Below are 19,092 nucleotides of genomic sequence, written 5' to 3' on the forward strand. Positions count from 1 at the left end.
GTTGTATCGAGTCTCTGTAATCGACCAAAATTATCATAGGACAGGTTTCACTGTTGAGCCTTGGATTTTATCCAAAATCTGGGCTGTTAGATCTGCCCACACCAAGATGCATTTTATGAAAAGCCTCTTCGTAATCCTTTGAGGTTTATTATGACCGCTAAAAATCAAATATTGGCTGCTCTCTCTGCGGATGTGCGCGATCGCCTTGCGCCTCATCTCGATCGTGTCAGCTTAAAGCAGGGTACGCTCGTCCAGTCCTCTGGTGAGCCAATATCCTCCCTTTATTTCCCGATCAACTGCCTCTTCTCTATCACAATCACGATGCAAAATGGTGCAACAGCAGAAGTGGGGATGGCTGGTAGTCGAGATGTGTTGGGTGTTAACGCTTTTATGGGTAAAGAGGAAAGTACCCAAACAGAATACACGGTCCAGGTTGCAGGTGATGCGATGAAAATTGGTGCTCAAGCTCTGCGGCAGGAGTTTAACCGCAACGGTGAGCTACACGATTTACTGTTGCGCTATACCCAAGCATTTCTGGCACAGGTTTCTCAAACCGCGGCCTGCAACTCTCTGCACACGCTAGAACAACGCCTACCGCGCTGGCTGCTTGAAACGCAGGAGCGAATTCACTCCGACCGTCTACCTCTAACACAGGAGTTTATGGCTACGATGCTGGGTGTGCGACGGGCAGGTGTAACGCAGGTGGCGCAAAAGCTTCAGGAGCGGAAACTGATTCAATATCGTCGAGGAAATGTCCAGATTATCAACCAGGATGGGCTAGAAGCCTCTGCCTGCGAGTGTTTCAGAATGGTTAAGGCTGAATATAATCGCTTGCTAGGACAGCAATAATGGAGCGATTCATCCCGTCTTTCTCGCGTTATATCATTTCATTGGCAACCAAAGAGATGAACCAGCTACTTACACCATCCCCTCGCATTTTTGTCCTTGACTCAGACGACGATGCCCGACCGCTCTTAAAGCATAACCTCCAAATCTGGGGCTATTCAGTGACGCTAGCGCTTGATGAAGTGGATGCCCTTGAACGAACTCAGGGAAAAGGCGATCGCTTTGACCTGATTTTAATTAGCCAGGTCGGAGAAACGATCGATCGCTGGATGGCGATCGGACAAAAGATTCGTCAAAACACAGTCCTTGACAGTCGCACGCCAATTATCGTCATGGCAGAGCGGTACGGGGCAGACCTCGAAGGGCAAAACATTCAGATGGGCGACAATGAGTATGTGACCTATCTAGAAGACGGGCAACAGTTAAAGCGCATCCTCCAGCAGCTATGTCCGGTCTATTAATGCTGTCCATTCTGTTGCTGCTGTTGCTGTACCAAAGTCGCAACGGTTCTAATTAATGCCTCCGGCTCAACGGGCTTGGCAACATGCCGCTGAAAGCCCGCTTTGATGGCTTGCTGATGGTCGATTTCTGCGGCGTATGCGGTTAGGGCGATCGCCGGAACCTGACCGCCCTGATCGGGTGGGAGTAACCTGACTCGCCGCAGCAGGGTATAGCCATCCATATCTGGCATTCCAATATCGCTGAGCAACACGTCGGGTGTCGATTGAGATAACAGAGCTAGGGCTTCGTCTGCGGAGGTCGTCGATAAGACTTCAGCACCCGCTTGCTCCAGCACAAAAGCAGCAAACTCCAAAGCATCTGGCTCATTATCAACCACTAAAATTTGGGTGCCTTGCAAATCAAAAGAATCCTCTAAAGGCTGCCGGTCTAGCTCTGCTGTGGGCTGAGCAGACGTAAGCGGCAGTCTCACGGTAAAGGTTGCACCCTGTCCTTCTCCAGGGCTGTCTGCCAACACCGTTCCCCCATGTGCCTCGACAATCTGACGCACGATCGCCAGTCCTAACCCCAGTCCCCCAAATCGGCGAGTCGTTGCGCTGTCAGCCTGCTGGAAACAGTCAAACACGCACGGCAAAAAGCTTGGGTGAATGCCAACGCCTGTATCGCTCACCTTGATTTGAGCATGGTGATCCAACTGTTCTAATCGCACAGTGACCTGGCCCGCTTCCGGTGTAAATTTAACTGCGTTTGAGAGCAGATTCCAGATCACCTGTTGCAAACGGGTTGAGTCTCCCAAAACCGATGGAATCTTAGTGTCCAGCGTTGCTTCTATCTCGATTGACTTAGCCTGGGCTGCTAGTTGCACCGTTTCAATGGCGGCTCGAACAGTCGCCGCTAAACTGACTTGGCCCACATTCAAACTGAGCTTGCCTTGCAAAATTCGAGAGACATCCAGCAAATCATCAACCAACTGGGCTTGTAGTCTGGCGTTACGCTCGATGGTCGTCCAGGCTTTTTCAGTTTTGGCTGCGTCAAGATTGCCTCTCCGAATCATCTGAACCCATCCCAGAATCGGGTTAAGCGGCGATCGCAACTCATGCGATAGGACGGCCAAAAACTCGTCTTTAATCCGGTTGACCCGTTCAGCCGCTTCTCGTGCGGCTTGTTCTCGCTGTAAGATTTGCTCTCGTTCAATCTCAATTTGCTTGCGATCGGTAATGTCACGAGTTGTTCCCGCTACCGCTTGCACAGTGCCATCTGGGTTGAAGATCGGCACAAAGATATCTTCGTAAGCTCTGGTGCCAAATGCGGTTGTGTAAGATGACTCGTCTTTGAGCGGCTGTCGCGTGGCGATCACGTCCTGAATTTTCTTTTGCAGACGTGCGGCTAGCTCGGTTGGATAATCGAGTTCAAAGAAGTTTTTGCCCACCGCTTGGTACAGCGTTTTTTGCCAAAGGTCAAGTAAGGGTTGATTGGCGTAGGTGAACCGTCCTGAGAGATCAAAGGTGTAGATAAAATCTGGCACGGAAGACGCAACGGCATCAAACTTTTGGAGCTGTTGCTCCAGCTCGGTGGAAAGCTGCTTCAAGGATTCTTCTGCCTGTTTGCGATCGGTAATATCAATCAAGGCACCCGGAAAGGAAATGGGTTTGCCTGTTGCATCATATTCAACTCGTCCCCGTGCCCTGAGCCAACGCTCTTCTCCACAAGTCGTTTGAATGCGGTACTCAGCCGCATATTCCCTGCCTGTTTCGATCGCCTGCTGAATCGCAGCAGAAACGCGAGGGCGGTCTTCTTCATGGATGGACTGGACAAAGAACTCAAGCGGCAATCCCTCAGTTGTCGCAACGTCTGGGTCAACCCCAACCAAATAAGCAAACGCTCCATTTACCACAACGCGATCGACAGGGATATTCCAACGCCAGATGTAAATCGCTCCTGCTGCCAGCGCAGACTCTAACTGCACGTGCGCTTCTCGCAGCGCCATTTCTGCATGCTGACGTTCGGCTTCAGCACGCTTTGCTTCGGTGATATCCCGTGAGATTGCTACCAGTTGCACAACCTGACCAGCGGCATCACGCACGGGTGTAACAATGGTATCCCACCATTTGGGTGTGCCCTTAGCAGTAGGGAGATAGCCTTGAAATTGACCTGTGTTTCCCATTTTGGCAGCGGCGATCGCAGCTTTTGCTTTTTCATGGTCTTCACCCTGCCAACGGTCAACCCAAATGGTATTCAGGATAGAGGACGGATCATCGATTTCTAAAAGGCATAGCCCACCTTTACTGATATAGAGAATTTCACTAGTCAACGCTAAAACCTTGATGCAGTCTTTGCTGCTCTCCAAGATGCTTTGCTTTAACTCTTCACTCTCTCGCAATGCCTCTTCCGCTTGCCTGCGACCCCGCAAGGCGTTTTGTTGTTCGCTAATATCGCTAATCAACGCCACAAAACCCTCAACGCTGCCCGACGCGGCAAACTGAGGCACGTAGGTTGCCTCTACATGACGGATTCTGCCATCTTGAAGCAAAACCTCACGCTCGAATGTGACTTGCTCTCCTGTCAGGACTTGCTCTACATAAGGGCGAAGGGTGGCATACACCGTTTCCCCTAACACTTCCTGGATTGCCTTGCCACAAAGGTTGGTTACAAAACCCCCAAACCATTCTTCGTACTTTTGGGTGGTAAAGCGATATCTCTGCTCAGAATCGACAAAGGCAATGGAAGCGGGGATGACATTCGTGATCGATCTCAGTTCCGTTCCTGGCAGCAAACTTGCTTCAGCCTTCTGGTACAGGCTTAGACTCTGCAAAGCTGCTGCCGCAAAGCCTGCAAGGCTGGTCATTAAGCGCTGATCGCCCCAGTCAAACCGTTGCTGCTCAGTATGAGACAAAACCCAGAGAGTACCGAGCGGCTGATCGTTTACCCGGAGCGGCAAGACGAGTTCTTCAACAAAAGGATGTTGAAAAGAATGCAGGTGGGTGAAGTAACGTTCAGGATAGGTATAGAGTTGAGGGGCTTTGTGGTCTAGACAGACACCGCAAGGACAAAGGCTTTTCGGCAGTATTTCTCCCTCATGGTCAGCTAAGGCTCCGGTAACCGCAATCCAACGAAAGACTTCCTCCCCCTCAGCAGTGACCTCTAGTAAGCTCACCCCGGCGGTTCCTGCCTGGCACAAATCTCTCGCCACAGTCACCAGCGTTCTTAGCATGGTTTGTGACTGTGCTGCTAGCTGCTGCGCCAGCGTATGAAGGGCTTGAGTCTCAGCCTCCAGGTTTGCGGCTCGAAGCGATCTCTGAGCTAACGCCTCCGTAATTAGAATGTCCTCCAAACTCACAGAGGACGATGTTTTAGACATCCCTTTCTCCTTTTGAAGAAGACTGCCTTAACAGGTTCTTCCTGGGTTCGCCGATCGATTTCAAGTTCGATTTCATAATCTGACCAGCGTTAGTGCCATCGGTAAAGACATACAGTGCCTTTGCTCCCAGCAATTCACAGCCTTAGGGGAAATGTCTAGTTCTGCAGCAGATTTCTCCTGGGAGTTGAGATACTGTTGGAGGTGACAAGCCAAGTCTGGAATGGGCAGGAGTTTTGTGAGGGACATTGGCTTGCATCATAGGGCAGAGGGTGTAACTTTACCTACATTCCTAGGGCAGAGGTTGCACGACAGCTAAGGGCAGCTTTCGAGAAAGACACAATTGATACGGATACGTCGTTGGAAAGACGCAGCAACCTAACTGCCTCTTTAGGATCGACAAAAGGCTAAAGGCACATACTGCTGCCTATGTCTCTGGCACAGATCTTGCTCAGAGCAAAACAGCTTTAAGCAATTTATTGCACTGCTATTTATTACACGGCTGTTGGCTTGCGGTTGTAGAGCAGGTTTCGCTATCCCTCACAACTGGCAACCCCTTTAAAGATCGAATTCCCGCAGAGAATTTAGACGAGGATTTAGACCATGACGAATAGTTCACTAACTCGCCCCCTGGCTGTTGTGACGGGTGCCTCTAATGGCATCGGTTATGAACTCGCTAGGCAGTTTGCTCAAAAAGGCTTTGACTTGCTGGTGACCGCAACTGGAGCCAGTATCAATGAAGCGGCTCAAGCATTCAAGCAATTTGGTGCAAACGTTGAAACAGTCCAGGCCGATCTGGCTACCTATGAGGGGGTTGAGACGCTTTACAGCAAAATCCGAGCGATGGGGCGACCTGTGGAGGCGATCGCCATCAATGCAGGAGTTGGGGTCGGGGGTGAGTTTTCTCATGAAACGGAGTTAAACGACGAACTCAACCTGATCAATCTAAACGTCGTGTCGTCAGTTCACCTGGCTAAGCGAGTAGTGAAAGATATGGTCGATCGCGGCAAAGGACGGGTTTTGTTTACCTCCTCGATCGCTGCCCTCATGCCTGGCCCCTTTGAAGCAGTCTACGCTGCATCCAAAGCGTTCATTCACTCCTTTGCCGAGGGGCTTCGCAACGAGTTAAAGCACACCGGAGTCACGGTTACTTCGCTGATGCCAGGACCGACAGATACCAACTTCTTTCACCGGGCTGGAATGGATGACACCAGAGTAGGTGCCAACAAAAAAGACGATCCGGCTGAGGTTGCCAAGCAAGGGTTTGAGGCATTGATGACTGGCAAGGATTCGATTATCGCAGGGTCACCCATGACCAAGCTTCAGGGCAACGTGAGTAAGGTTTTGCCAGATACGCTCAACGCTGAACTACACCGTCAGCTTACGGAACCCAGCTAAGCCAACAAGTAACCGTATTGCTTCACTTCTTAAAGGGCATGAACTCAAAAGCGATGAACAATGGTTAGCGAATGCGGAAGTAAATGATTGGTAAAGTGAGCGACTAACTCTAGGGCATTGCACAAATTGAGAATGATGCAGGAATTCCCAATATGCGAATCGCCCACCGTAGGGGCACGACAATGCCGTGCCCCTACGAAAATTATTCGTCAAATGAGCAGCGCCAACTCTAGTGTGTCGTTTACTTTGCCCCAAGGCAGCGAATGCTTCAACCCTGCTCCACCAGAGGGGCACGAGCCTCACCACTACTATTTTTGGTCATATGTCTTGGATACAGAACTTGATTTCAAACCCGATATGAATCAAGAGCAACTGCTGGATGCGATCGCCAACTACATCATTCAGCAAGTTCGGTTAGTCAAAGTTTATCAGCGTTAGTAACAGGTGATCAGCAAACTTGTTGGTAAAGAAAATGATAGAAAATAGATTAAATTCAGAGATGTTATATCGAGAGCTTGGCAGTACGGGAGAGCAGGTTTCTGCGATCGGGCTGGGGGGATGGCATCTCAGCTTGAAGCATGTAGATGAAGACTTGGCAACCCGAATTGTTCGCACGGCGATCGATCGCGGTATCACCTTCATGGATAACTGTTGGGATTACAACGATGGAGCCAGTGAAGTTCGCATGGGGAAAGCGCTTCGGGATGGCTATCGCGACAAAGCGTTCCTAATGACAAAGATTGACGGCCGCTCTAAAGCAGAAGCTGCCAAACAGATTGATGAATCCCTCAAGCGATTACAAGTTGATCACGTTGATCTATTGCAGTATCACGAAGTTTTGCGATTTGAAGACCCTCATCGCATTTTTGATGAAGAAGGTGCTCATGTTGCTGTCTTGGAAGCTCAGAAGGCAGGAAAAATCCGATATATCGGTTTCACCGGACATAAAGATCCCTACATTCATCTGCACATGTTAGAAGTGGCGAACCAGCAGGGTTTTAAGTTGGATACGGTTCAAATGCCGCTAAACGTAATGGATGCCCATTACCGCAGTTTTGCCAAGCTCGTCGTGCCAGAACTGGTTAAACAAAACATTGGCATCCTGGGCATGAAGAGTATGGCAAATGGAATTTTGCTCCGGTCAAATACAGTAACGCCGATCGAATGTCTTCACTATGCGCTGAATCTACCCACCTCCGTTGTAATTACGGGCATGGACAGCCTGGAGTATCTTGAGCAAGCCTTTGAAGCGGTGCGAACCTTTCAGCCTATGACAGACGATCAGGTACAAGCGTTACTCACCAAAACAGCCGAAGCCGGAGCAAGAGGCGAGTTTGAGCCATTCAAAACCTCCTCTATTTTTGACGGCACTGCCCAGAATCCAGCCTGGCTGGGAGAAGAACCTCAACGCCTTCAACAACTGATGTCGGCAGCAGGATAAGGTTAACAGCATGAACATTACTCAAATCCAGCTTCCTTTGGAACTTTGTAGAACTTAGAAATCAGATATGACCTATACAACAACAGTCGACGCAACAACAGTCGGTGAAGCAACTTCACACTTTATGCAGACGCTCCAACAAATCGAGAAAACAGGTGAGGTTGAACCACTCGTCGAACTATTCTCAAATGATGCAGAGCTAACGAATCTTGCAATGCTAGAACCCCTCAAAGGAAAAGAGGGCGCTCGTCAATTTTGGCAAAAGTACCTTTCGGTGTTTGACCGTATCCATTCTGAATTCACTCATGTTGTTGAAGCCAACGATTCTTCAGTCTTAGAGTGGGTTTCAAAAGGAGCACTATCAACCTCTGAGGAGATTACTTATCGGGGTGTCAGCATATTAGAATTCAATCACGGAAAGGTGCAGCACTTTCGCACCTACTACGATTCAGCCGCCTTTTTGCCACAGGGCGCAAAGCACGGATAGAAGCAATAAAAGTAGTTTTTCCTAATAGGAGATGATAATGCAACTTAATCTGACTTTGTTGTGGGTCACTTTGTCGTTTGTGGTGGTAGGGGCGATCGCACTACTGCTTCAGCCTGCGATCGACTTTCATTCGTCACTATAGTATTCGTCACTATAGTATTCGTCACTATAGTATTTCTAATCTGAAGATGTTGCAGTAGATAGGGACGCACTGCGGTGCGCCCTTACAGACATTGCTGCGTCGTGAAATCTGTTCAACTCGACAAGATTGGGGACAGATTACGACTAGACGCTTGTATTGCAAACTACAAACTACATTTAGATATACGTTGTTCAGGCGTGAAACTGTTCTGAATATAGAGTTAATAGTATTGAGTGCGTTGCTACAAAAATAAATATTTGCTTCCATTGTTAATAGATAGGATATGCCAACCTCAGTTGAGTTCAAACTATTAGCGCCTCACAACAAAGCTGCCGTACTCATAGGTTCATTCTCCGACTGGAATGAAATTCCGCTGCAAAAGGATGATAAAGGCTATTTTCGTACATCCGTTGAGCTAGATGATGGCGTTTATCAATACAAATTTCGAATACAGTCTAAAAGCTGGTCGCATGAGCCGGACGAGTGGGTAGAGATCAACGACCCTTATGTGACAGAAATCGATGCATCCACTAGCAATGGAGTAGTGCGAATTAAGGATGGAGAACGCATCGTTGATGACTATGTGTGGCACCACGATGACAAACTCTTGCCTGAGAATCACGAATTAGTCATTTATGAGTTATTAGTTTCTGACTTCTTTCACGGCACTCAGGATAACCACCAGGGTCACTATACAAATGTGATTGAGAAGTTAGACTACTTGTGTGAGTTGGGCATCAATGCGATCGAACTCATGCCCGTCAACGAATCTCCTGGTCACTACAACTGGGGTTATATTCCCAGCTATTTCTTTGCACCAAAACCAGAATACGGATCAACCCAAGAATTGAAGCACTTGATCGATGAGTGTCATGTCAGGGGTATTCGCGTCATTTTAGATCAGCTTTACAATCACTCTTCAGAAGAAAGTCCACTGTTACACATCGATCGCGATTACTGGTATTACCACGATCGCCACCATCCAGATGCTGACCCCCAGGATTATTGGGGCCCTGAGTTTAATTACGAGTACAAAGATGAAACACTTGGTATTCGTCCAGCCTGGGAATTCATGGGTGATGTGCTGCGGTTTTGGGTGCAGGAGTATCACATCGACGGAATTCGCTACGATGCCCTGAAAGAATTGGATAATTTTGACTTTCTCCATTGGATGACCGAAGGCGCGAAGCAGGTCGCGGGACAAAAGCCTTTTTACAACATTGGGGAACACATTCCAGAAAAACCCGAGTTAATCAGTCCGAACGGTCCAATGGATGGCTGTTGGCACGAAAATTTTTACCAGACGTTGAAGCCTCCCTTGTGTGGGGAGGCTTTTGACCTTGACCAAATTAAGCAGGCGATCGACCCCACTCAACAGGATTATCCGCAGGGGTTAATAAAGGCGGTTAGTTACCTGTGTAATCACGATCAGAAGCGACTGTTACTCGAATTGGGCGATCGCGATATTCTTGACGATGCTGCCTTCAGTCGAGCAAAACTAGGTGCAGTACTGTTGATGACCGCTGTGGGCGTGCCCTTAATTTGGATGGGCGAAGAGTTTGGAGACTGCACGCCAATCAATGCAGATGAGCCAGATCAACAGCTTGGCTGGTTGTTGTTGCAGGGCGATCGCAATCGCGATTTGTTTGAGTACTACAAAGGATTAATCGCTCTACGGAAACAAAACCTGGCACTTCAAACGGCTAACATTGACTTCTTTCACGAGAACCCAGAGGATAAAGTCTTTGCCTACGGTCGTTGGAATGACCAAGGCGCACGAGTGGTAGTTGTCGCCAGTTTTTCTGATCAGTTCCGAGCAGATTACCAAATCCCTCACTTTCCTGCAAACGGAACCTGGCACGAGTGGACAAAGAATTACAAAGTTGAGTCGCAGAATGACCAGCTAACAATTAACTTGGGTGAATACGAAGCCCAAGTATTAATTTGGCAGTAACACCAAGGGTTACGCTTTTATGATCTCACTATGGCTGCGTTGCCTATTTGACAAACAACTTTCGTAGGGGCACGGCAATGCCGTGCTACCAACAAGGACGATTGCGATGAACACTCAAAAAATAATCCCGGCGATCGCCACCCAAATTATGCTCGTTGCATTCTCTATTTTCCTACCGCTACGGGCTGTCGCGCAGTCTACCCAACCGACTGAAGCCGATCAAGACAATATTTATCACGAAGATGAAAACTTACCGGATGATGCCGATGTTTTCCCTCGGATGGGACATACTGCCGGAACTGAGCAGGAAAACAATAACTGTCGAGCCAGCGCTTGGGGATCAATCATAACCACAGTTCCAGGTAACGCGTTTGTAGAAATCGATAACCGTACTGTCGATCGCACTGGTGAATCCTGGTTTCAAGTCACAAATTTAAACTGCTGGATTCACGAGAGTCGCATTGATCTGTTGTAGTTAGCTGTAGCTAAAAGAGAACAATGGACTTTTACGACTCATGCTTCAACTCAACACGCTACGGCTAAAACCAATCCACATTGTATGGATTGGAATGGTGATTGCGATCGCCGGATGCACTTCACCTCAAGCTCAAATGCGTGAGTCATCTCCCCCGGTTACAACACCCACAGCGGTTTCTCCAACGCCATCAACGCCTGAAGATGCCCTGGATCAGGAAGACTGGCTTGACCTTCTCCCAGGAGAAACTGTTCGTGACCTTTCCTTTACTCAAACGGGAGCATTATCCTATCAGGGCACAATCCTACAGTCTGAAATCCCGGTATCCACCAGTAGCGACGGTGCCGTAACTTATGCAAAACGGTTAATTGTCTCACCGACCTCTCCATCCGGTCGTTACACCATTCTCAAAGCCTGTGAAGAAGTCACAGACGAAGGGCTATGTTGGGCAATCTATAAAGTCGATCGCGCTCAGCAAACCGTTCAAACTGTGAGTATTGGCAAATATGGTGGGCTCGACTGGGTGCAGTGGTCTGCTGACGATCGCTATGCTGTTTTCCTGGAAAAACTGGAAGGAACAGCCTGGTTTATCATAATGGACTTACAGTCAGGAGAATCGAGCATTTCCGACGAAATACCTGCACAGCCCGAGTTAGACAGCTTCACCTGGACGGGCGATCGCACCTTTACGGTCACCCTTGCTGACCAGTCCCAGTTTCAGGGAGACATTGAAATTTACTTTCCGCCGAAATAAACGGGGTCTTGGTCACGTCGATGCTTCATGGGAATCGGCGGTCCTTGTCTGTCGCCCGCTAAAGCTGCCGTTTTCTCTAGCGCTTCCCTGAGTCGCTTAGCAGCATAGATGGACATATCGCGGGGGACATTGATGCGATCGCGCAAGTAGCGCAGTCCAAAATCTGAGCCATCGGGTGGAATACACACTTCGCCAGTCATCATTGAAGTCAGGGCACAGCGGAGAGCCTGATCAAATAACTCATCATCGGCGGGGTTTACCCGAACGATATTAGTGCGATGTTTGATCACGTAATACAGGGCTTCTCGGCGAGAGTTTGGAGGTTCTGGATAAGTCACATCCGGTAAGCCTAACCAGGGTCCATTATCCACTCGGTGCTGATTGGCGCGTGTTTGAGGTTCACGATTTTCCCAACAGCCGCCCATTTGCGGCGGCAAGTCGTGAACGTGAGTGTGAAAGTCACTTTGGGTGCCGCGATAGGTGGGTCGGCTTTCCATTGCAGCAAACCAGTCTGCAAAGCGAGGATCTTCCTCCCGCATGGAGTAGCCTTTGTAATAGTACAAACTGGCATTCATGCGCTCCACATACGGTGTGAAGATCACATCAGCAGTACCAAATTCTTCAAGAAAATAGGGTCCGGGAGTGCTGCCGAGGGCACGCTCAACTTTTTCCACCACGTTGACAAATTGCTGACGGCTACGCTGCTCTTGTGGAGGTGACGAAGGATAGCAAAGCCAGCTACACCAGGCGCGAAACAGCAATCGTTCCAATTGCCGCAGGGGAAGTACCCTGGAGTCTTCCATGCCCTGACCCAACGGACCAAAAGCCCGTTCCAGAGCCAGCAAAATGTCATCACTTTCGGTGGTCAGCCGTCCGTCTAGTTCGAGAGCGGGTAGCATCCCGGAGGGCACTTTGCGTTTGTACCAGCTTTCCTTTTCCCCGTAGCAAAACATTGTTACTTTCTCAATGCGATACGGGATTTGCTTTTCCTCAAGCCATAGCCAAACTTTTTGACAGTAGGGGCACCAGGCATGATTATCACGATACAAAGTCACCCGCACATCTGATTCGCTTTGGCCAAACAGACGCAACCGGGCTTGAGCATTGGTGGGGCCATTAACGGTATCGATCTGAAAATCTGTGAGGGCTTCGAGGTCTGCCCAACCGAGGGGAGCAAGGGTCATGCGATCGCGTTCTATAAGTCGTAAGTCATCTCAAAGCTAGCTTACAACAGCTTCACATGTGGGACTATTCCAGGACTTTACCAGCTATCCTCTTGCTCATCGGAGCCATTCCAAACTTCCAGATCGAGGTCATTGAGATAGAGCAAGGCGCTACGAATTTGCGGCACTGTTCCCTGAAGCTGGAGGTCAAACCAACCATCCTCTCGGGCATTTGCGCTTAGCAAAGCTGCCGAAATGTTGACGGTCAACCCATAATCAGAAATCAGGTTAGAAATGACAGGTTCCTGCTGGTAGCGCTTAGGAATTCGCACTCTGATGCGAGTTTGCGTCCGCCTTTGATCGTCAGATAGGGTTGTCATAGAACCTCCTGCCTTAAGCTTTACTCTGCATCTTTAATCGCTGTTTTCCGTTCCAGAATTTCTTTGAGTACCAGCGTTACAACGGCTAGCAAAGCCAGCAGCACTGCCGCTGCATAGGCGGACTGGGTTTGATATTGCTTATAAGCTTCTTCAACAAACAGTGGCAGGGTTTGGGTTTTGCCGCGAATACTACCTGAGACGACAACGATCGCCCCAAATTCTCCCATTGCTCTGGCGTTGGTCAAGATTAAGCCATAAAGCAAGCCCCACCGAATCGAGGGCAGCGTCACCCGCCAAAATACCTGCCAACTGCTTGCTCCCAGCGTTTTAGCTGCTTCTTCTAGTTCTGGCCCCATTTCTTCTAAAACGGGTAAGACTTCGCGGGCGACAAAGGGAAGGGTGACAAAAATCGTCGCTAGCAGCATTCCTGGAATGGCGAAGATAATTTTGATTCCGGCAGATTCCAGCAACGGCCCAAACCAGCCATTTCGCCCGTACAGCAACACAATCATCAAACCCGCGACGATGGGGGAAACGGAGAAGGGCAGGTCAATAATACTGATCAGCAGGGTGCGTCCGGGAAAGCGTTTGCGGGCTAGCGCCAGGGCTGCACAAATACCAAAAACGGTGTTGAGCGGAACGGCGATCGCTGCCATCAGCAGTGTCAGCTTTAGCGCATTCACAAACTCTCGCTGTCTGATTGTTTCAAGAAATCCTTCCATGCCGCCATCAAAGGCTTGCACAAACACATTGATTGCTGGAACCAGCAACACCAGCGCCAGGTAAACGACCACAATTCCAATCAGAACTAGCTTTGGCCATTCCCCTCGTTTGGCTAATTCTTTACTGTCCGTCTTAGGGGATGGCTTACGCGAGAATGGATTAAAAACTTCAGATGTCATAACGCCGTCCCCACGCTTGTAATAGATTAATTGCCAGCAAAATCACCAGTGAAGCACCCAGCATGACGGAACCAATTACTGTTGCGCCAGCATAGTCATACTGCTCCAAACGCTGAAAGATTAGCACCGGAGTGATCAAATCCTTAAACGGAACGTTTGCTGCCACAATCACAACTGAGCCATATTCCCCTACAGCACGAGAAAAGCCCAGCGCTACTCCTGTCAGAATCGAGGGCAGCAGTGGTGGCAATAGCACTCGCCAAAATGTTTGAAATTGGGATGCGCCCAAACTCCAGGCGGCTTCCTCCAGTTCAGGTTCTAGTTCTCTTAAGACGGGCTGAACGGTGCGAACCACAAACGGCAGTGAGATAAATAGCATTGCGACCGCAACGCCAAGGCGGGTGAAGGATACTTTAACGCCAAAGGGAGCTAGCAGCGAACCAATCCAACCGCTATCGCTGTAGATCGTTGCCAGAGTTAGACCTGCAACCGCAGTAGGCAGGGCAAAGGGTAGGTCAATGGCGGCATCTAAAATGCGTCTAAATGGAAACTCATAGCGCACCATGACCCAGGCGATGATCACGCCCATCACACCGTTGATCGCGGCTGTTACCAATGCGGTGACAAAGGTGACATCATAAGCAGAAAGCGCGATCGGAGAAGTCGCGATGCGCCAAATTTCAGCCGGACTAAGTGTGCTGGCTTTCAGCAAAAGGGCGATCACTGGCACAAACAGCATAATCGTCAGATACACCCAAGTAAACTGCCAGATAAATGGCAGTCGGGGAACTTGACGCAGTCTGCTGAGAAAAGATGCAGACTGAGAGTTTGAAGAAGGGGTCATTAGTCAAGACTCTAGTAACATGGGTCAGAATTAGCTATTGACGCGATGTGCAGATTGCAATTTGGACATCGCGTCAATGATTAAAGACAAAACAAACTAAGCACCCGCTTGAATCTGGTCAAAGACGGCACCGTCATCAAAGAATTTTGCCTGAATTTCGTCCCAACCGCCAAAGTCATCAACGGTGAATAGGGTTTTAATTTCGGGATAGTCGTTAGCAACTTCCGCTTTGACGCTTTCTTCAACCGGGCGGAAGCCAACCTTTGCAAATTCTCGTTGTGCTTCGGGGGTAAACAGGAATTGTACAAAAGCCTCTGCAACTTCACGAGTGCCGTGCTTGTCTACGTTGGCATCGACTACTGTGATTGGATTGTCGATGGAAATGTTGACATCAGGGATCACGTATGGTAGTTCTTCCCCATTCAATTTTGCCAGCAGCACCTCGTTTTCGTAGTTGATCAGCACATCTCCCTGACCTTGCTTGAAGAATACATCAGTCGCTTCACGCGCATCTTTGGGCAGAACAGGAGCGTTTCCATAAACTTGAGTGACGTAATCTAAAGCGGCTGCGTCATCTCCGCCCGTCTGGTTGATTGCGCCCCACATCGCCAGGAAATTCCACCGCGCGCCACCTGAAGTTTTAGGATTGGCGGTAATGACAGCTACATCTTCTTTGGTCAGGTCCTGCCAACCTTGAACTGCTTTGGGGTTGCCTTCACGAGTTACCAGTGCAGCGACAGAGGAGTGAACGATTGAGCCGTTAGGAGCTTCTTCTTCCCAGCCTGATTCAATCAGTCCGGCTTCTTCGATTTTTTTGGTATCAAGGGCGAGAGCAAGAGCTACGACATCTGCCTCTAAGCCATCGATGACTGCGCGAGTTTGAGAGCCGGAGCCGCCATAGCTCTGATCAAAGATAACTTCCTGTCCGTCATGCTCGGCTTTCCACTGCTCGTTAAATAGAGGAATAATTTGCTCGTAAGCCGCCTGGGTGACAGCGTAGGAAACCAGGGTTAGCTCAACGGGTCCGCTTGCCGCTTCACCACCGGATGTTGATTCGCTTTCGGTTGTGCTGGAGGGGCTGCAAGAAGCGATCGCTAAACTCAGCCCTATTCCTACTAAAAACAGGGAGATTGGCCGCTTAAGCAGACGCAGCGATCGCCCCAGCGTTAGCGGGGACAACCCACCCGCAACTGGAGATTTCAACCTTCGTAAGCCAAAAAATCGAGTGAAACGCTGCCACAGGTACATGAGAGAATACTCCTATTAAACACCGGTTAACGGATCGGAATACCGGATTTAGTTTGAATAAGACTGTACCATATATAAAATACAAGTGAATCATAAACGAATTGAATTTCGGGTTCGATATAAAACTAAATTTGTCAGAATATTTGCCAGAATGGGGTATTCCCTAATCGAGCAGCAATGGCATGGCAGTGAAAGCCAAGCAGTCTTTAGAACCCGATTCTTTGCAACTGCTGATTCAGGGCAATTGCCTGTTTCGGGGAATGGATATGGACTGGCTGGCGAACTATGTGTCGCCTGAGCAAATTATTCGAGAAAAGTTATACTCCAGTCGTCCGGTATACACAGCTTTTCGACCAGGGGTATCACTAGAGTTTTTGTATGCAATTTCGGCGGGCGGCCCGGTTATCGTTCGCAGTACGCCACTGGATCGGGTGATTGCGCTGAGCTATCCGGGAAGCTGCTTTGGAATGCGAAATCTTGCATTTGCCTATGGCAAAATCTCCCAGGCGTTTCCCAGTCTGGTTGAGGCGTATAAAACGACCGATGTGTTCAAAATTCCACTTGCGTCGGTGCAAGCACTTTACGAGGAAAGTGAAGTGTTTCGCGATCGCTATCACCTGCTGTTTGAGCTACGGGCTAAGTTTGAATATCATTTGCTCAATTGCAGCACCCATCCACCTCAAGCAGTGGCGGCTTTGCTGCGGGCGCTGATCTATCAGGAGCGATCGCTGGGAAATCAGCCCCAGGCAGACGGCACCTTTATGTTTGATTTGCCGATTGACATCATTGCCCGCGCCAGCCAGCTCAATCACCGCACCGTTGAGCAAGTGCTAAAAGGAATGCGGCAGGTGAAGCTGATAGATTCCGCAAAATCCACCGATCCTTCCAGCGATACAGTACGAGTGCTTGATCCCGAAGGGCTAAAGGAAGTCTATGGGGCAACCCGCGATAAAGTGTCCTGGTGGCCCCTGCGTTGAAAACTTGGCTTCTCGTCAGCTTCTCGTTCCCAGGTTTTACCTGGGAACGAGTATAACCAGCATATTCTCTTCCTGAACCTGTATGACTGTTTCCTTACCCTCACCTATTCCTGTAGCTCTAACTATCGCCGGATCAGATAGCGGTGGTGGTGCAGGCATTCAAGCCGATCTCCGCACCTTTGCCTTTCATCGGGTGCATGGCACCAGTGCGCTCACCTGCATCACCGCACAAAACACGTTAGGGGTGAGTCGGGTAGATGCGCTGCCTGCGGAGTCGGTGGTATCTCAAGTCGCAGCAGTCGTGGAAGACATTGGTGTTCAAGCAGTTAAGACCGGAATGCTGCTGAATCAGGAAATTATTGCAGCGGTATCTAAGCAGGCAGCAGAAATTCACCTGCCCAATCTAGTTGTCGATCCGGTGATGGTGTCGCGTACGGGGGCGCAACTGATTGACGATGAGGCGATCGCCACCCTCCAAAACGACCTGCTTCCTTTGGCGACCATTCTCACGCCCAATCGCTACGAGGCACAGATTCTCAGCGGTTTAGAGATCAAAACGTTAGAAGACATGCAGGCTGCTGCCCAAAAGATTTTTCAGCTTGGGGCAAAGTCTGTGTTAGTTAAAGGCGGCGGTATGGAAGGCGATTTGCGCGGGGTCGATGTGCTATTTGATGGCGATCGTCTCGATACTCTACAAACTTCAACCGTTAACACGACTGATACCCACGGAACGGGGTGTACTTTGTCAGCGGCGATCGCGGCTAACCTTGCCCTTGGTAAAGACCTGCATTCAGCCGTGCGACTAGCAAAGGATTACGTCACGACTGCCCTAAACTATTCTTTGCGGATTGGCAAAGGACAAGGACCCGTCGGGCATTTCTTCCCACTAATTCGTTAATCCTTCCAGCTTGACTCCCAATCTGGGCAGGTTTCCGTCTCCGAGCCATAGGGGTACATCGCGCAAACTAGGACATTGCCACCATACATCTGTCCGTGATAGTGGCGACAACCGACACAGGCAGGATGCTCATTCAGCATCGGCTCCAGCGTGTGAGTGACGGGTTCTGCGGCTTCACTCAAAGTAGCCTCTAGCCCGGTAAAAGCCTGCAAAATTGACTCGATCCACGGGTCTAGCTCTGCGTCGAGGTTCGCGAGTTCAGGGGCGATCGCGCTTTCGAGTTCAGACGCAACATCTTCAGAAAATTCTGCGAAGGCATCTAGAGCTTCAGTCATTTCTTTCGTGGCTTCCAGGAAAAACTGCTCTACTCCGGCGGCGACCGTCTCAAACATCTTCACCCAATCGTGCGACCAACCTTCCATAATTTCCCAAACCTAAGCTGCAACTGAACTTATAGCCCTGACGTGTAGATGAGGTGGACATTGCTCACCCTACAGAAGCTAAATTCTTGATCTTGAAACGCTAGTAGCCCACCCTGTAAAAGCTTTATCCCTGAGGATTTGTTGGGTTCCGCCCTGCTCTACCCAACCTACAGTTCTGCCATCTACAGGTTGTGTAGGTTGGGTGAAGCGCAGCGTAACCCAACATTCTAAGCTTGACACGCTACTACGACTACTGCTCATCCTTCACCCTTTATTTTTCCCTTAGTCTCGCTTCAGCCGTCGCAGTTCTTCCTGTAGTTTTGTGACCTGATCGCGCAAATCATCAACTGCTTCGGGGGGCGCTTCGGATGGAGCTTCGTCTTCAGAGAGAATTTCGATTCGGCGGGGTTCGCCAGGTCTAGCATCAGTTGGGGGATTTGCTGGAGCCTGTTGCGCCCGATTCACCATTTCATCGACCAGCCGCTTTGCTTCCTCGGTGGTCATTTCGCCGCGTGCCACCATTTCATCAGCAATCTTTTGGGCTTGCGATCGCAACTCGGTTAGCGTCATGCCAGCCTTTTCGCCTGCATAGGAGGCGATCCCAACCCCTAAGTAAAATGCCTTTTGGACTAAATCTCCAAAGCCAGCCATCGCTACAGCGACTCCTTAAATATCACAGGAAATGATCAAGAGAGATGCTTCCAGAATAGGAGTAAATCTGCCAAACTGCCTACCCGACTTTACAAAAGTCTCTCAAACCCAGGGCTTCTTCAAGTACCCCTCAACAAAAGTGACCCGGAGACCACGCCTATCACAAGCATCCCGTATTGCTGCTACCTTCCGGTCCTGACAAAGTTTGGGCGTTGTGATCGCATGGGTCCAGGTCAGCTTTAGCATAACACGTCCAGGAGGCGTGAGACAGGTCAACCGACTTTAATGGCACAATT

19 protein-coding genes and 1 other RNA gene are annotated in these 19,092 nt (G+C 49.5%); 11 read left to right on the forward strand and 9 right to left on the reverse strand.

From position 1 onward, the window contains the following. Positions 1 to 150 precede the first annotated feature (150 nt). Positions 151 to 849: a Crp/Fnr family transcriptional regulator gene (locus tag H6F93_RS21730; RefSeq protein ID WP_190685215.1), complete on the forward strand. Its 699-nt coding sequence runs from the start codon at positions 151 to 153 to the stop codon at positions 847 to 849. Next, positions 849 to 1,307 carry a response regulator gene (locus H6F93_RS21735; RefSeq protein ID WP_206755755.1) on the forward strand — a complete coding sequence of 153 codons (459 nt, stop codon included), beginning with the start codon at positions 849 to 851 and terminating at the stop codon, positions 1,305 to 1,307. The genes H6F93_RS21730 and H6F93_RS21735 overlap by 1 nt, the downstream gene beginning before the upstream one ends. On the opposite strand, the gene H6F93_RS21740 is transcribed toward H6F93_RS21735, so the two are convergent. Next, on the reverse strand, positions 1,304 to 4,663 hold the full coding sequence (locus tag H6F93_RS21740) for a PAS domain-containing protein (protein WP_190685222.1): 3,360 nt from the start codon (positions 4,661 to 4,663) through the stop codon (positions 1,304 to 1,306). The two genes, H6F93_RS21735 and H6F93_RS21740, sit on opposite strands and share 4 nt — an antisense overlap. A gap of 600 nt (positions 4,664 to 5,263) precedes the next feature. On the opposite strand from H6F93_RS21740, the gene H6F93_RS21745 reads away from it, so the two are divergent. The 7 genes from H6F93_RS21745 (at position 5,264) to H6F93_RS21775 (ending at position 11,311) form a co-directional block, all read left to right on the forward strand. Further along, positions 5,264 to 6,058, forward strand: coding sequence for an SDR family NAD(P)-dependent oxidoreductase (locus H6F93_RS21745; protein WP_190685225.1), 795 nt, complete (start codon positions 5,264 to 5,266; stop codon positions 6,056 to 6,058). Positions 6,059 to 6,190: 132 nt separating this feature from the next. Next, positions 6,191 to 6,496, forward strand: coding sequence for a YbhB/YbcL family Raf kinase inhibitor-like protein (locus H6F93_RS21750; RefSeq protein WP_190685230.1), 306 nt, complete (start codon positions 6,191 to 6,193; stop codon positions 6,494 to 6,496). Positions 6,497 to 6,530: 34 nt separating this feature from the next. Further along, positions 6,531 to 7,499: an aldo/keto reductase gene (locus H6F93_RS21755; RefSeq protein WP_190685233.1), complete on the forward strand. Its 969-nt coding sequence runs from the start codon at positions 6,531 to 6,533 to the stop codon at positions 7,497 to 7,499. A gap of 67 nt (positions 7,500 to 7,566) precedes the next feature. Further along, positions 7,567 to 7,986 (forward strand): nuclear transport factor 2 family protein, encoded by a 420-nt coding sequence (locus H6F93_RS21760; protein WP_199313882.1) that lies wholly within the window; start codon positions 7,567 to 7,569, stop codon positions 7,984 to 7,986. A 425-nt stretch (positions 7,987 to 8,411) separates the two neighbouring features. Then, positions 8,412 to 10,082, forward strand: coding sequence for an alpha-amylase family glycosyl hydrolase (locus H6F93_RS21765; RefSeq protein ID WP_190685236.1), 1,671 nt, complete (start codon positions 8,412 to 8,414; stop codon positions 10,080 to 10,082). Positions 10,083 to 10,188: 106 nt separating this feature from the next. After that, positions 10,189 to 10,557 (forward strand): hypothetical protein, encoded by a 369-nt coding sequence (locus H6F93_RS21770; RefSeq protein WP_190685239.1) that lies wholly within the window; start codon positions 10,189 to 10,191, stop codon positions 10,555 to 10,557. 40 nt (positions 10,558 to 10,597) lie between these two features. Beyond that, positions 10,598 to 11,311 (forward strand): hypothetical protein, encoded by a 714-nt coding sequence (locus H6F93_RS21775; protein ID WP_190685242.1) that lies wholly within the window; start codon positions 10,598 to 10,600, stop codon positions 11,309 to 11,311. Here H6F93_RS21775 and H6F93_RS21780 read toward each other — a convergent pair. From H6F93_RS21780 to H6F93_RS21800, 5 genes are all read right to left on the reverse strand, one after another. Next, positions 11,293 to 12,495 (reverse strand): glutathione S-transferase family protein, encoded by a 1,203-nt coding sequence (locus H6F93_RS21780; RefSeq protein WP_190685246.1) that lies wholly within the window; start codon positions 12,493 to 12,495, stop codon positions 11,293 to 11,295. The two genes, H6F93_RS21775 and H6F93_RS21780, sit on opposite strands and share 19 nt — an antisense overlap. Positions 12,496 to 12,572: 77 nt before the next feature. Continuing rightward, positions 12,573 to 12,854, reverse strand: coding sequence for an NIL domain-containing protein (locus H6F93_RS21785; protein WP_190685248.1), 282 nt, complete (start codon positions 12,852 to 12,854; stop codon positions 12,573 to 12,575). Positions 12,855 to 12,874: 20 nt separating this feature from the next. Next, positions 12,875 to 13,756 carry a sulfate ABC transporter permease subunit CysW gene (cysW, locus tag H6F93_RS21790; protein ID WP_190685251.1) on the reverse strand — a complete coding sequence of 294 codons (882 nt, stop codon included), beginning with the start codon at positions 13,754 to 13,756 and terminating at the stop codon, positions 12,875 to 12,877. Then, positions 13,746 to 14,600, reverse strand: a complete 855-nt coding sequence (gene cysT / locus H6F93_RS21795; RefSeq protein ID WP_190685254.1) for a sulfate ABC transporter permease subunit CysT — start codon at positions 14,598 to 14,600, stop codon at positions 13,746 to 13,748. The genes cysW and cysT overlap by 11 nt, the downstream gene beginning before the upstream one ends. A 96-nt stretch (positions 14,601 to 14,696) precedes the next feature. Beyond that, entirely contained in the window at positions 14,697 to 15,848 is a 1,152-nt protein-coding gene (locus H6F93_RS21800) for a sulfate ABC transporter substrate-binding protein (RefSeq protein ID WP_190685257.1), read from the reverse strand. A gap of 182 nt (positions 15,849 to 16,030) precedes the next feature. Between H6F93_RS21800 and H6F93_RS21805 the strand changes: the two genes are divergently transcribed. Both H6F93_RS21805 and thiD read left to right on the forward strand, forming a co-directional pair. Beyond that, positions 16,031 to 16,825 (forward strand): Crp/Fnr family transcriptional regulator, encoded by a 795-nt coding sequence (locus tag H6F93_RS21805; protein WP_190685260.1) that lies wholly within the window; start codon positions 16,031 to 16,033, stop codon positions 16,823 to 16,825. An 82-nt stretch (positions 16,826 to 16,907) separates the two neighbouring features. Continuing rightward, complete coding sequence (gene thiD / locus H6F93_RS21810) at positions 16,908 to 17,723, forward strand: bifunctional hydroxymethylpyrimidine kinase/phosphomethylpyrimidine kinase (protein ID WP_190643802.1); 816 nt, start codon at positions 16,908 to 16,910, stop codon at positions 17,721 to 17,723. Here thiD and H6F93_RS21815 read toward each other — a convergent pair. The 3 genes from H6F93_RS21815 to ffs form a co-directional block, all read right to left on the reverse strand. After that, the gene (locus H6F93_RS21815; RefSeq protein WP_190685263.1) at positions 17,720 to 18,145 is read right to left on the reverse strand and encodes a hypothetical protein; all 426 of its coding nucleotides are present in this window, start codon (positions 18,143 to 18,145) and stop codon (positions 17,720 to 17,722) included. The two genes, thiD and H6F93_RS21815, sit on opposite strands and share 4 nt — an antisense overlap. Positions 18,146 to 18,427: 282 nt before the next feature. After that, positions 18,428 to 18,796, reverse strand: coding sequence for a phasin family protein (locus H6F93_RS21820; protein WP_190685267.1), 369 nt, complete (start codon positions 18,794 to 18,796; stop codon positions 18,428 to 18,430). Between the two features lie 138 nt (positions 18,797 to 18,934). Beyond that, positions 18,935 to 19,031: signal recognition particle sRNA small type (gene ffs / locus H6F93_RS21825), an RNA gene on the reverse strand. Positions 19,032 to 19,092: the final 61 nt, after the last annotated feature.

This window comes from Leptolyngbya sp. FACHB-671 (assembly GCF_014695745.1).
GTDB lineage: Bacteria > Cyanobacteriota > Cyanobacteriia > Elainellales > Elainellaceae > JAAUTN01.